Source organism: Ruegeria sp. B32 (assembly GCF_025141855.1).
In the GTDB taxonomy this organism is placed as follows: Bacteria; Pseudomonadota; Alphaproteobacteria; order Rhodobacterales; family Rhodobacteraceae; genus Ruegeria; species Ruegeria arenilitoris.
Genome location: NZ_CP081106.1, coordinates 1,231,863 through 1,245,383, shown reverse-complemented (window position 1 = coordinate 1,245,383; position 13,521 = coordinate 1,231,863). Strand labels below are relative to the sequence as shown.

Sequence of the window (13,521 nt, the reverse complement as noted above, 5' to 3'; positions counted from 1 at the left end):
AGCGGAAAGGAACCCACGGAATGACACAGGCGCTACGGCTTGGAATTGCTGGCTTGGGAACCGTGGGTGTGGGCGTCGTCAAGATCGTGCGCCGTCATGCCGAATTGCTCCAAGCACGCACTGGTCGTCCGATCGAGATCGTTGCCGTTTCGGCGCGCGACGCCGCCAAAGATCGCGGGGTGAACCTGTCCGGCTTCGCGTGGGAATCCGACCCTGTGGCCTTGGCCAAGCGCGACGACATCGATGTGTTCGTCGAGCTGATGGGGGGTGAAAATGGCCCGGCAAAGGCCTCGGTCGAGGCGGCATTGGCCAGCGGCAAGGATGTGGTCACCGCAAACAAGGCGCTGCTGGCCATTCACGGCCAGGCATTGGCGGAACAGGCCGAAGCCGCGAGCCGCGTGATCCGGTTCGAGGCCGCCGTGGCCGGAGGAATTCCGGTCATAAAATCCCTTACCGAAGGGTTGGCCGGGAATGACATCAAGCGCGTCATGGGCGTGATGAATGGCACCTGCAACTATATCCTGACCCGAATGCAGTCGCAGGGATTGGGCTACAACGCCCTGTTCGAGGAGTGCGCTCAGTTGGGGTATCTCGAAGCGGATCCCAACCTTGACGTTGGCGGCATCGACGCGGCGCACAAGTTGGCGCTGTTGGCCTCTATCGCGTTTGGAACAAAGCCGAATTTCGACGGGATCGAGATCGAGGGCATTCAGCATATCAGCCTGGATGACATCCATCAGGCCGACGATATGGGCTACCGCATCAAGCTGTTGGGCGTTGCGCAGCGCACGCCGCGCGGGCTTGAACAACGGATGCAACCCTGCCTGGTACCCAGTGACTCGCCTTTGGGGCAGCTGGAAGGCGGCACCAACATGGTGGTCATTGAGGGCGACGCCGTCGAACAGATCGTTTTGCGCGGACCCGGCGCTGGCGAAGGCCCGACGGCCAGTGCGGTGATGGGGGATGTTTGCGACCTGGCGCGGGGCCTGCGGATTTCCACCTTTGGTCAACCCGCCACGTCGCTGGTCGACTCCAAGCCCGCAATCACCGGCCTGCCTGCCCCTTATTATCTGCGCCTTGCATTGCTGGACAAACCAGGTGCGCTGGCCAAGGTGGCCGCGATTCTGGGCAATGCCGGCGTTTCAATCGACCGGATGCGCCAATACGCACATGCCGAGGACACGGCACCGGTACTGATCGTTACACACAAGACCACACGCGCCACGCTGGACGTTGCGTTGGAGGACTTGCGCACCACGGATGTGGTTGCGGGCGAACCGGTAGCTCTGCGTATCGAGCAGGTTTGAACCCTTGCGGCCTGCGCCACGAGCAGGCTATGCCAGTCAGGACGTCTTCGCTTTACCAAAGGATTACATCGCATGAGCGCTGCCAAAATCGATTTCAACGACCGCCTTCTGTCCCTTGGACTTGCGCGCGTGGCTGAGCAGGCCGCTCTGGCCTCGGCCTCGCTGGTCGGACGCGGAGACGAGAAAGCCGCCGACCAGGCCGCGGTCAACGCGATGCGTGAACAGCTGAACCTGCTGGATATCGCTGGCGTGGTAGTCATCGGTGAAGGCGAACGCGACGAAGCGCCGATGCTGTATATCGGCGAAGAGGTCGGCACCGGCAACGGCCCGGGCGTGGACATCGCTCTGGACCCGCTCGAGGGTACGACGCTGACCGCAAAGGATATGCCCAACGCCTTGACCGTCATCGCGATGGGTCCGCGCGGTTCGATGCTGCACGCACCGGACGTCTACATGGACAAGCTGGCGATCGGCCCGGGCTTCCCCGAGAACGTGGTGACACTAGACATGTCCCCTCGGGAAAGGGTCGAGGCGCTGGCCAAAGCCAAAGGCTGCACCCCCGAGGACATTACCGTTTGCATACTGGAACGTCCGCGCCATGAAGCGATGATCGCCGAGGTGCGCGAAACCGGCGCTGCGATCCGCCTGATCACCGACGGTGACGTTGCAGGCGTCATGCACTGCGCCGAGTCCGAGACGACCGGCATCGACATGTACATGGGCCAGGGTGGCGCGCCCGAAGGCGTTCTAGCGGCCGCCGCGCTGAAATGCATGGGTGGCCAGATCTTTGGACGCCTGATGTTCCGCAATGATGATGAACGCGGTCGGGCGGCCAAAGCCGGTATTACCGATCTGGATCGTGTCTATGCCCGCGACGAGATGGTCACCGCCGATGTGATCTTTGCGGCGACCGGTGTCACCGGCGGGTCGCTGCTGCCGCGGATCAAGCGGGAACCGGGTTGGGTCGAGACGACGACCCTGTTGATGCGCTCGAAAACCGGATCGGTGCGGCGCATGTCCTACCGCACCCCCATTTGGCCGCATGTCGAAGGCTGAGCGGCCCCGCAGACAAAACCGTTCAAGGGCCGGGTCCGACAGGATTCGGCCCTTTTCAGGAGAAGTGGATTGAGCTTTCTGGGTGTTGAACAGTCTTTGACGGGCCGCCGGTGGATTGGTCCATCGTCTGAATTGGACCGGGCCGCCGAGATGCTGGCCCAGCAGACCGACCTGCCCCGCCCCCTGTGCCAGGTGCTGGCACGGCGCGGTGTCCCGCCGATGGAGGCCGAGAGCTTTCTGTCTCCAAAACTGCGCGACCTTCTTCCCGATCCTCGCAGCCTGCGCGACATGGAGATCGCCGCAACGCGGTTCCTGAAAGCGGTGCGGGACAACCAGCGCATCGCCGTTTTCGCCGATTATGACGTCGACGGTGGAAGCTCTGCAGCCCTGTTGCTGGTTTGGCTCAGGCAGATGGGGCGGCAGGCGACCTTGTATGTGCCTGATCGTATCGACGAGGGCTATGGCCCCAACGCCCCCGCCATGAGCCAGCTTGCTGAAACGCATGATCTGATCATCTGCGTGGACTGCGGCACGCTCAGCCACGAAGCAATTGCCGCCGCCAAGGGGGCCGATGTGATCGTTCTCGATCACCACCTGGGCGCCGAAACGCTGCCGGATTGCGTGGCCGTGGTGAACCCCAACCGCCAGGATGAAAGCGGTGACCTGGCCCATCTGTGTGCTGCAACCGTGGTCTTTCTGATGCTGGTTGAGGCCGGGCGCCAACTGCGCGAGGCCAACAGCCAAGGCCCGGACCTGATGGCGATGCTGGATTTGGTCGCGCTGGCGACCGTGGCGGACGTCGCACCCCTGATCGGGGTCAACAGGGCGCTTGTTCAGCAGGGCTTGAAAGTGATGGGGCAACGGCAACGCCCCGGCCTGGTTGCGCTGTCCGAAGTGGCGCGTATGGATTCGGCGCCCAACAGTTACCATCTGGGTTTTCTGCTTGGGCCGCGCATCAATGCAGGCGGCCGGGTTGGACAGGCAGACCTCGGCGCGCGGCTGCTCTGCACCGACTCGGTGACCGAGGCCGAGGCCTTGTCCCGGCGCCTTGATGACCTGAACACCGAAAGGCGCGACATCGAGAATGCGGTCCGCGCCGCAGCGCTGGCGCAGGCCGAAGAACGTGGATTGGATGCGCCGCTGGTGTGGGCCGCAGGAGACGGCTGGCATCCCGGCGTCGTTGGGATCGTGGCGGCTCGCCTTAAAGAGGCGTCGAACCGTCCCGCCGTCGTGATTGGTTTCGACGGTGACGAAGGCAAAGGCTCGGGCCGTTCGGTCTCAGGTGTCGATCTTGGTGCATCAATCCACCGGTTGGCCGCCGAGAGTTTGTTGGTCAAGGGCGGCGGTCACAAGATGGCCGCAGGTCTGACCGTGATGCGCGACCAGCTGGAACCGGCGATGGAGAGACTCTCGGAGTTGCTGGCAAAACAGGGGGCGGGCCAAGCCGGTCCTGCCGACCTCAAGTTGGACGGTGCGCTGATGCCCGGGGCGGCCTCGGTTGATCTGATCGAAAAGATCGAGCAGGCCGGCCCATTTGGCGCCGGGGCCCCTGCCCCTCGATTTGCAATGCCCGACCTGCAGGTCCGCTTTGCCAAGCGGGTCGGAGATACCCATCTGAAGCTGTCGCTGTCGGACGGAATGGGTGGTGGGCTGGACGCGATTGCATTTGGTGCCTTTGACGGACCGATGGGCGAAAGGCTGTCAAATCACGGTGGCGCGCGGTTCCATTTTGCCGGTCGGCTCGAGGTCAATACATGGGGTGGAAGGCAAAGCGTGCAGTTGCGCCTGGAAGACGCGGCCGATGCAAATTGACCGCTGACGCCACTGCCTTTTTTGACCCGCAAAAAAGTTTCCTGGCCGTGCGTTTTTCGTCTTGCGGGTGGGGGGCGTAATCCGTAAAAGGCCCTCCACAAGCCAGCGTGGCCCGTTCGTCTATCGGTTAGGACGCCAGGTTTTCAACCTGGAAAGAGGGGTTCGATTCCCCTACGGGCTGCCACTTGTGCTTGGGCAATGCTGACGTGGCCCGTTCGTCTATCGGTTAGGACGCCAGGTTTTCAACCTGGAAAGAGGGGTTCGATTCCCCTACGGGCTGCCATTTTCACCCCCGAGAAACGCAAATCGCGCGCTACCACTGCGGCGACTTTCTGCATCCAGATTTGCAGCTCGACCAAGCGGTGACGCCAAAAAATCCATAACGAAGCGTCATTGGTATGCTCTTTTCGCCTAGCCGATGACGCCACGTCGGGTGGGTTAAAAACCATATATTTTCAAGGCTATAGTCGTTGATTTCGTTGGGTCGAACAGGCCAATTTCGCCATTTACTAATTTTTTAGTTTGACAGACTCGCGAAAAATCGCTGATGCTGTTCGTCATCCGGTTCGCGCCGGAGAACCATAAATTTTGGGAGGAGAAAGATGCGGAAACATCTTTTGTCCGCAGTGGCGGCGGCTGCCGTCATTGCGGGGCACGGTCCTGTTTGGGCCGACGAAGCCGCAGCACAGCGGTGGGTCGACGACGAGTTCCAACCATCCACCTTGTCGAAAGACGAGCAGATGGCGGAAATGCAGTGGTTCATCAACGCTGCCGAACCGTATGCCGGGATGGAGATCAACGTTCTGTCCGAAGGTATCCCGACCCACTCGTATGAATCCGAAGTTCTGACGAAGGCGTTCGAGGAAATCACCGGCATCAAGGTCAACCACCAGATCCTGGGTGAAGGTGAGGTCGTTCAGGCCGTCCAGACGCAGATGCAGACCGGACGGAACCTGTATGACGGCTATGTCAACGACAGTGACTTGATCGGTACGCACTCGCGCCTGCAACTGGCCTATCCCCTGTCGGATATGATGGCGGGTGATTGGGCGGCGACAACCTCGCCGACGCTGGACCTGGATGACTTCATGGGTATCCAGTTCACCACCGGTCCCGACGGCAAGCTGTACCAGCTGCCCGACCAGCAATTCGCCAACCTGTACTGGTTCCGCAAGGACTGGTTCGATGACGAAGCCAACAAGGCCGCATTCAAGGAAAAATACGGCTATGATCTGGGCGTTCCGGTCAACTGGTCTGCCTACGAGGATATCGCCGAATTCTTCACCAATGATGTGAAGGAAGTCGACGGTGTCGCGATCTATGGCCACATGGATTACGGCAAGCGCGCGCCTGACCTTGGGTGGCGGATGACCGACGCCTGGCTGTCGATGGCCGGTGCCGGCGACAAGGGCGAGCCGAACGGTGTGCCCGTCGACGAATGGGGCATCCGCATGGAAGCGGGCACCTGCAACCCGGTCGGCGCGTCGGTGTCGCGGGGTGGTGCCGCAAACGGCCCGGCAGCGGTTTATGCGATCCGCAAATGGGACGAGTGGTTGCGGGCCTATGCGCCTCCGGGTGCGGCGTCCTACGACTTCTACCAATCGCTGCCCGCCCTGTCGCAAGGCAACGTGGCCCAGCAGATTTTCTGGTACACGGCCTTTACCGCCGACATGGTCAAGCCCAAGTCCGAAGGCAACAATACCGTCGATGATGAGGGCAACCCGCTGTGGCGGATGGCGCCCAGCCCGCATGGCCCCTATTGGGAAGAAGGCCAGAAGGTTGGCTATCAGGATGTGGGATCGTGGACTTTCCTGAAGTCCACCCCGTCGGATCGGGCACAGGCCGCGTGGCTGTACGCTCAGTTCGTGACGTCCAAGACTGTCGATGTGAAGAAGTCCCATGTGGGTCTGACCTTCATCCGCGACAGCTCGGTCAACCACGAGTCGTTCACCGAACGCGCATCCAAGCTGGGTGGCCTGGTCGAGTTCTACCGCTCGCCCGACCGCGTGGCGTGGTCGCCGACCGGCATCAACGTTCCCGACTATCCGAAGCTGGCCCAAATCTGGTGGCAGCAGATCGGTGACGTGAACTCGGGCGCCTTCACCCCGCAAGAGGCGATGGACCGTCTGGCTGAAGAGATGGACATCACCATGGCCCGCATGCAGGCCGCGGATGAAAGCGCCGGCGTCTACGGCGGCTGTGGTCCGCGCCTGAACGAACCGCAGGATCCGGCCTTCTGGCTGGAGAAGCCGGGCGCGCCGAAAGCCAAGCTGGAGAACGAGAAGCCGCAAGGCCAGACCGTCAACTACGACGAACTGGTGGCACGCTGGCAGTCCCAGTAAGCCACTACTCCCCGGGGGGCGCCGGTACCGGCGCCCCTTACCAACCAAGACCAAACAGCGTTGCCACGCGCTGCGGGATCGGAACCCACGGACATGATCGAACTACAAAACGCAACCAAGCGGGTCGGCACCGTTACCCATATCAAACCCACGTCCCTGACGCTGCAGACCGGCCATTTCAACGTGCTGCTGGGCGCGACCGGGTCGGGCAAGACCTCTCTGATCAAGATGATGGCCGGCCTGGATCCGATTGCCTCGGGCAAGGTCCTGATGGATGGGCAGGACGTGACCCGGCTGAACACTCAGAAACGCAAGATCAGCCTCGTGCACCAGTTCTTCGTGAACTACCCGCATATGACTGTATTCGACAATATCGCCTCGCCGCTGCGCGTGGCCGGAATGGCGCGATCCGAGATCGAAGGCCGCGTGGAAGAAGCCGCCGACCTGCTGCAACTGCGCCCGATGCTGCACCGTCGTCCACACGAACTGTCGGGCGGCCAACAGCAGCGCACCGCACTGGCCCGCGCCATCGCAAAGGACAGCCGCGCCGTGTTCCTGGACGAGCCGCTGGCCAATCTGGACTACAAGCTGCGCGAGGAACTGCGCGAGCAACTGCCCGAGCTGTTCGCCGGGCGCGGCGCCGTGGTGGTCTATGCCACGTCCGAACCCGAAGAGGCGCTGCTGCTGGGCGGCTACACCGCCTTGATGGAAGACGGCCGCGTGACCCAGTTCGGCCCGACGGCGGACATCTATCGCAATCCCGAAAACCTCGCCGCCGCGCGGGTGTTTTCCGACCCGCCCATCAACGTGGCCCGCGTCACGATCACCGGCGGCCAGGTTCAGTTGGCCGGCGGCGGAACATGGCGGCTGAGCCAGGGCATCAGCCTGTCCGACGGGGAATACAAGGTCGCCGTGCGCCCGCACCGCGTCACCCCCGTGCGCGCCTCGGCCGATGATGTCGAGCTGACCGGCCGCGTGATCGTGACCGAGCTCTCCGGGTCCGACTCCAGCGCGCATTTCCAACATGGCGAGGACGCCTGGGTGTCTCTGGCCGCAGGGGTCCACCCCTATCAGGTGGGCGAGGACCACACATTCTACATGAACCCGGCCCATTGCCGGTATTTCGGCCAAGACGGCAAAAGGGTGGCCTGACATGGCACAGATCAAGCTTGCAAACCTCAAACACAGCTACATGCCATCGCCGCAAGGCCCACAGGACTATGCGCTGAAGGAAATCGACGTAACCTGGCGTGATGGCGGGGCCTATGCTCTGCTTGGGCCGTCGGGTTGCGGCAAGTCCACGCTGCTGAACATCATCTCGGGGCTGCTGACCCCATCCGAGGGGCAGATCCTGTTCGACGACCGCGACGTGACCGCCCTGCCCCCCGATCAGCGCAACATCGCGCAGGTGTTTCAGTTCCCTGTGATCTACGACACGATGACCGTGGGCGAAAACCTGGCCTTTCCGCTCAAGAACCGCGGCGTCGATCCCGCGACGATCAAGCGCCGCGTCGACGAGATCGCCGAGATGCTGGATGTCACCGACATGCTGAACACCCGCGCGAGCGGCCTCAGCCCGGACAACAAGCAGAAGATCTCGATGGGGCGCGGTCTGGTCCGCGACGACGTGAACGCGGTGATGTTCGACGAGCCATTGACCGTGATCGACCCGCATCTGAAATGGAAGCTGCGGTCCAAGCTGAAAGAGCTGCACCAGCGCGTCAAGGCGACGATGATCTATGTCACCCACGACCAGACCGAAGCGCTGACCTTCGCCGACGAGGTCGTGGTGATGCAGGAAGGCGAAGTGGTCCAGATCGGCACCCCGGTCGAGCTGTTCGAACGCCCGCAGCACACGTTCGTGGGCCATTTCATCGGCTCGCCCGGCATGAACGTTCTGCCCTGCGAAGCCCGCGGCGATCGTGCCCTGTTCGAAGGGCACGAGGTGGCGCTGGAAGGTCCGGTCAGCGGCAGTGGCGGCCGCACAGATCTGGGCATCCGGCCCGAATATGTGGGTTTCGGCCCCGAGGGCATTCCGGCCCATGTCACCAAGGTGGCCGATATCGGCCGGCATTTTGTGGTCAGTGCCATGGTCGGCAACACCGCGTTGAAGGCGGTGACCGAACACGCGCCCCCCGAGCCGGGATCGCAAGTCTTTCTGAAATTCAAACCTGAACAGACGCGCGTGTATCGCGACGGCTGGATCGCAACCGAGGAGCGCGCCCGATGAGAACGGAAAACCAGAAAGCGTGGTTCTTTGTCCTGCCGGTGCTGGCGCTGGTGGCGTTCAACGCGCTGGTGCCGATGATGACGGTGGTCAACTACTCGGTGCAGGAAACCTTTGGCAACAACCAGTTCTTCTGGGAAGGGCTGGGCTGGTTCGAACAGATCCTGCGGTCCGACCGGTTCCAGGCGGCGCTGGGGCGGCAGTTCCTGTTCACCGCGCTGATCCTGATGATCGAGGTGCCGCTGGGCATCATCGTGGCCCTGTCGATGCCGCGCAAGGGCTTCTGGGTGCCGGTCTGCCTGGTCCTGATGGCCCTGCCGATGCTGATCCCGTGGAACGTGGTCGGCTCGATGTGGAACATCTTCACCCTGCCCAAGATCGGCCTGCTGGGGTATTTCCTGAACGACGTGCTGGGCATCAACTATGACATGACCCAGCAGCCGCTGTCGGCCTGGATCACCATCGTGGTGATGGATGTCTGGCACTGGACCTCGCTGGTGGTGCTGCTGTGCTATGCCGGTCTGGTGTCGATCCCCGACGCCTATTACCAAGCGGCCAAGATCGACGGGGCAAGCCCCTGGTCGGTGTTCCGCTATATCCAGCTGCCCAAGATGAAGACGGTTCTGACCATCGCGGTGCTGCTGCGGTTCATGGACAGTTTCAACATCTACACCGAACCCTTCGTTCTGACCGGGGGCGGCCCCGGCAACTCGACCACTCTGCTGTCGATCGACCTGGTGAAGATCGCGCTGGGACAGTTCGACCTTGGCCCCGCGGCCGCGATGAGCCTGATCTATTTCGCCATCACGTTGCTGGTTTCCTGGGTCTTCTACACCCTCATGACAAAGGATGACGCGCAATGAAGAAGCGGTCTCTCATCCCGATCCTGTATATCGCGTTCCTGATGCTGCCGATCTATTGGCTGGTGGCGATGTCCTTCAAGACCACGAACGAGATCCTGTCGGGCTTTTCCCTGTTTCCCCAGACCTTTACGCTGGAGAATTACATCACCATCTTCACCGATCCGACATGGTATTGGGGCTATATCAACTCGATCACCTACGTGACGATCAACACGGTGCTTTCGGTCTGCGTGGCCTTGCCTGCGGCCTACGCGTTCTCGCGCTATCGGTTCCTGGGCGACAAACAGCTGTTCTTCTGGCTGCTGACCAACCGCATGGCCCCGGCGGCCGTGTTCGCCCTGCCCTTCTTCCAGCTGTATTCGTCGATCCATCTGTTCGACACCTACCTGGCGGTGGCGCTGGCGCACACGCTGTTCAACGTACCGCTGGCGGTGTGGATCCTGGAAGGTTTCATGCGCGGCATCCCGAAAGAGCTGGATGAAACCGCCTATGTCGACGGCTATTCCTTCCCCCGGTTCTTCGTCACGATCTTCCTGCCCAATATCAAGGCGGGCGTGGGCGTGGCGGCGTTCTTCTGCTTCATGTTCTCGTGGGTGGAAATGCTGCTGGCCAAGACCCTGACAGCGGTCGAGGCCAAACCCATCGCCGCCGTGATGACCCGTACCGCGTCCAGCGCCGGCTACGAATTGGGCCTGCTGGCCGCCGCCGGCACTCTGACCATCATCCCAGGCGCTATCGTCATCTGGTTTGTCCGCAACTACATCGCGCGCGGCTTCGCGATGGGACGTGTATGAGGTTCGACATGCGCAAACTCCTTCTCTCCCTCTCCCTGCTCGCCCCGTCCTCGGCACTGGCGCAAGCCAAGGCCGGCTGGGGCAATGTCGGCCAGGAAGAACCCAAGGGCTTTTCCTGGACCGACCCGCTGTGGCCCGATTTCTGGATGGCCTGGACCCCGGCAACGCTGGCGGTTTTCGTGGGCATCTTCTCAGCCATCGCCCTGATCGGCGTGCTCGAGGTGGTCAAGTTCCGCGACGGGATCGAACGCCGGGGCGTGCTGGGCCTGACCACCACGTTGGGCGACCGGCTGTTCATCACCCTGCTGGGTTCGGCCTACATCTTTCTGGCCTGGCTGGGGCTGGTCGGCCAACCGGTCTGGACCCCGCTTTTCCTGTCGATCGGCTGGGGCATTTTCGTTTTCTGGAAAGTTTAGGCTTTGCGTAACCGCGAAAGGATGCTTGTCTGGCAAGCATAACAGGCAAAATGGTGACACCGAGACCGATGCGAAAGAGAAAGACAGGAAATCTGCTGACCGAGGTCGAACTGGAGTTCATGAACGAGCTCTGGGCACTTGGCGAAGGCTCGGTGCGCGACGTGCTGGACCGGCTGCCGCCCGAGCGGAACCTAGCCTACACCTCGGGCGCGACGATCCTGCGTATCCTGGATGAAAAGGGATTTGTCCAAAGCCGCAAGAATGGCAAAACCCTGATCTACCGTCCGCTGCTTGAGAAGGACACCTATCAGGCGCGGTCGCTGCAGAACCTGTCCCGCACGCTGTTCGATGACACCCCGGCCTCGCTGGTGGCACGACTTGTCGACGACGCCGGCCTGACCGAAGCTGATCTGGAGGAAATTCGAGCACTGGTAGAGAGGAGACTGCAAAATGACAGCGGTTAAACCGGTTCTCGATGTATTTCTCGACCTGAACGTGGTGCTGGTTCTTTCAGCACTCATCTGGCTGTGCGCCCGCATGGCCGTGGCCCGAACGCGTCTGCGGCACGACTACATGACACAGCTGCGCGTGCTGAAGGTTCTTTGCGTCTGCGTCATGCTCAGCCCTGTTCTGGCCCTTGGGGTCACGGCAGCCGCCGGTTTTTTCTGGCCGGGTCAGGCCGTTTCCATCGGTGATATTGCGGTAGCGGCGTATTTGCGCGGTGAAATCGCGATGCCGGCTACACAATTCGAAGCTCTGCTGAACACGCGCGAACGTTGGGTCGACACGGTTCTGTCCGGACAAAGCGCCCTTGTGACGGCCGTGCTGGTGCTGCTGGCCCTGGCCGCCCTCCGGATGCTGGTCCGCACCGTCCGGGATGCGCTGGCGATCCGCGATACGGTGGTTTCCAGCTTCCTGTGGCGGCGTTCGGCCAACGTGGACATCCGCTTGTCCGATCGGATCACGGTTCCATTTGCCGTGCGCGGGGCGCGTCGTCGCCATGTCGTTCTGCCCAGCCATCTGTTGGACACCCCCCGTGAACTGCGATTTGCCCTAGCGCATGAATTGCAGCACGTTCGCGCCCGGGATGTCGAATGGGAGATTGCGTTTGAGGCCGTGCGACCGCTGCTGTTCTGGAACCCTGCCTACTGGGTTTTAAAATACCAGTTCAGCCGATTGCGCGAACTGGCCTGCGACCAGTCCGTCGTCACCCGGCGCGGGATCGACGCGCGCGACTATACCGATTGCCTGCTGAGCTATTGCGCCCGCACCGTCGCACAAGGCCGGCCACGGGTTTTGAACGTGGCGCTGGTCTCTGGTGGCAAGGCCAAACGGGTTCTGAAACAGCGCGTGATCGCGCTGGCCGATGCGCCCTCGTTCTCGGCACCGTTGCCGGCAATGTTCCTGGGTTCAGCCCTGCTGTTCGCTGTTCTCCTGGCCTTGGGTGCAGCCACGATCCGCCAGACTCAGGACTGGAGCCATGACCGGCTGATGCTGTCGACCGTCGTGAACCTTGAACGGCTCGAGGCACGCAATCAGGGCAACTGATCGGCGACGCCCGGATCTATCCTGTTGCTGGCCCGACCGCTGAACACGGGTCGCTCGAGCGGGCGGCCCAACGCTTGGACGTGCCGCCAGAGGAACACTGCCCAACATGCTCCCCAAGCCAGGGCCGCGGGCACGTCTGCAGAGGACGCCCGCAAAACCGCGGCAAGGCACAGCAAAGCATATCCAATACTATCGATCGCGCTGGGGCGCAGCCGGCCGCAACGGCGCGCGACCGCACGGGCAGCTACGGCATAGATCGCGCAGCTGACCGCTCCGACCGTCAGAACGTGCAACGCATCATGCGCCGCCAGCAAGTCGGGGAAGTACAGCGAAGCCGCCAACAGGGACAGACCAGCGGGCAACCACGCAAAGGCAATATGAAGCATCGCCAGCAATCCATCCTGAAGAACTGCCGTTGAATGCCAGAGCCACAGACGCCCACCTTCGCACCCGGTGCAGATCACAAGAAGGACGCCGATAAGCGGACCATCGGCGACGGAAACAAGTCCGAAAAGCACCGCAGTCAAAGCCAGAGCTGCCGCCGAAGCGTCCCCCAATGCCCTCGCGCACCGAAACTTTTGCGCGGCGGTTGGGCTTTGGTGCGTCCAATTCCATGTGAAAGCAGCGATCATGCGCCCACCGACAACCGATACCAAAAGTGCCACAAGCAAAACTGAGGAGAAGGACGGCGCAGACCCAGTTAGAAAGGCAATCTGGCAGATGAACAACAAAAGGGCGAAAAGCGCCTGCAGACCTCCGGCAACCGCGCGCGCGCGCAGTGCAGCCCAAGCGAGACGACCGGCGAGAAAGAGCAAGAATGCCGTGCCCGTTGGGACAATGAACATGGGTTCGCTTCCAAGCGCGCCGATGGCAGCCAATCGGGACATCGCCCAAAGCGCGAACAGCAACAAACTGCCGGTCGGCGAGACAGAACCGCCCCCCGACCAGCTGCGTATCGCCGTCAGCGAATAGCCCGCAAATGCCGCGCCGACGAAGCCGAACAGCATCTCATGCGCATGCCAGGCGTACAGCCCCGGCAACGGCGACCAATGGGTGATGAAGTCCTGCCCCAGAAACAGGCCGCTCACCCCCAGAAGGGCAGCCGCCCCCGCCGCAGGAAACATGATCCGATGAGGCGAGGACAGCATGGTTTCCG

General features: G+C 62.1%; 12 protein-coding genes and 2 tRNA genes. 13 read left to right on the top strand and 1 reads right to left on the bottom strand.

Annotated features, from left to right (window positions below; all coding sequences use genetic code 11):
- The first annotated feature begins 20 nt into the window (after window positions 1-20).
- The 13 genes from K3752_RS06375 (at window position 21) to K3752_RS06315 (ending at window position 12,365) form a co-directional block, all read left to right on the top strand.
- On the top strand, window positions 21-1,307 hold the full coding sequence (locus K3752_RS06375) for a homoserine dehydrogenase (protein ID WP_260065656.1): 1,287 nt from the start codon (window positions 21-23) through the stop codon (window positions 1,305-1,307).
- A gap of 72 nt (window positions 1,308-1,379) precedes the next feature.
- Window positions 1,380-2,363: a class II fructose-bisphosphatase gene (glpX, locus tag K3752_RS06370; RefSeq protein WP_093961740.1), complete on the top strand. Its 984-nt coding sequence runs from the start codon at window positions 1,380-1,382 to the stop codon at window positions 2,361-2,363.
- A gap of 69 nt (window positions 2,364-2,432) precedes the next feature.
- Window positions 2,433-4,175, top strand: coding sequence for a single-stranded-DNA-specific exonuclease RecJ (gene recJ / locus K3752_RS06365; RefSeq protein ID WP_170461798.1), 1,743 nt, complete (start codon window positions 2,433-2,435; stop codon window positions 4,173-4,175).
- Between the two features lie 109 nt (window positions 4,176-4,284).
- Window positions 4,285-4,359 (top strand) — tRNA-Glu (locus tag K3752_RS06360).
- Window positions 4,360-4,383: 24 nt separating this feature from the next.
- Window positions 4,384-4,458: transfer RNA gene (locus K3752_RS06355), tRNA-Glu, on the top strand.
- 319 nt (window positions 4,459-4,777) lie between these two features.
- Window positions 4,778-6,517, top strand: a complete 1,740-nt coding sequence (locus K3752_RS06350; RefSeq protein ID WP_170433261.1) for an ABC transporter substrate-binding protein — start codon at window positions 4,778-4,780, stop codon at window positions 6,515-6,517.
- Window positions 6,518-6,610: 93 nt separating this feature from the next.
- Window positions 6,611-7,669, top strand: coding sequence for an ABC transporter ATP-binding protein (locus K3752_RS06345; protein ID WP_170403825.1), 1,059 nt, complete (start codon window positions 6,611-6,613; stop codon window positions 7,667-7,669).
- 1 nt (window position 7,670) lies between these two features.
- Window positions 7,671-8,747, top strand: a complete 1,077-nt coding sequence (locus K3752_RS06340) for an ABC transporter ATP-binding protein (protein WP_170368276.1) — start codon at window positions 7,671-7,673, stop codon at window positions 8,745-8,747.
- Window positions 8,744-9,607 carry a carbohydrate ABC transporter permease gene (locus tag K3752_RS06335; protein ID WP_005983941.1) on the top strand — a complete coding sequence of 288 codons (864 nt, stop codon included), beginning with the start codon at window positions 8,744-8,746 and terminating at the stop codon, window positions 9,605-9,607. The genes K3752_RS06340 and K3752_RS06335 overlap by 4 nt, the downstream gene beginning before the upstream one ends.
- The gene (locus K3752_RS06330; protein ID WP_170339760.1) at window positions 9,604-10,401 is read left to right on the top strand and encodes a carbohydrate ABC transporter permease; all 798 of its coding nucleotides are present in this window, start codon (window positions 9,604-9,606) and stop codon (window positions 10,399-10,401) included. The genes K3752_RS06335 and K3752_RS06330 overlap by 4 nt, the downstream gene beginning before the upstream one ends.
- Before the next feature lie 146 nt (window positions 10,402-10,547).
- A complete protein-coding gene (locus K3752_RS06325) occupies window positions 10,548-10,817 on the top strand; it encodes a DUF2160 domain-containing protein (RefSeq protein WP_370797609.1) in 270 nt (89 codons plus the stop codon).
- A 68-nt stretch (window positions 10,818-10,885) separates the two neighbouring features.
- Complete coding sequence (locus K3752_RS06320; protein WP_170339764.1) at window positions 10,886-11,281, top strand: BlaI/MecI/CopY family transcriptional regulator; 396 nt, start codon at window positions 10,886-10,888, stop codon at window positions 11,279-11,281.
- Window positions 11,268-12,365 carry a M56 family metallopeptidase gene (locus K3752_RS06315; RefSeq protein ID WP_260065644.1) on the top strand — a complete coding sequence of 366 codons (1,098 nt, stop codon included), beginning with the start codon at window positions 11,268-11,270 and terminating at the stop codon, window positions 12,363-12,365. The genes K3752_RS06320 and K3752_RS06315 overlap by 14 nt, the downstream gene beginning before the upstream one ends.
- Here K3752_RS06315 and K3752_RS06310 read toward each other — a convergent pair.
- Entirely contained in the window at window positions 12,353-13,513 is a 1,161-nt protein-coding gene (locus K3752_RS06310) for an NnrS family protein (RefSeq protein WP_260065642.1), read from the bottom strand. The genes K3752_RS06315 and K3752_RS06310 overlap by 13 nt on opposite strands.
- Window positions 13,514-13,521 lie beyond the last annotated feature (8 nt).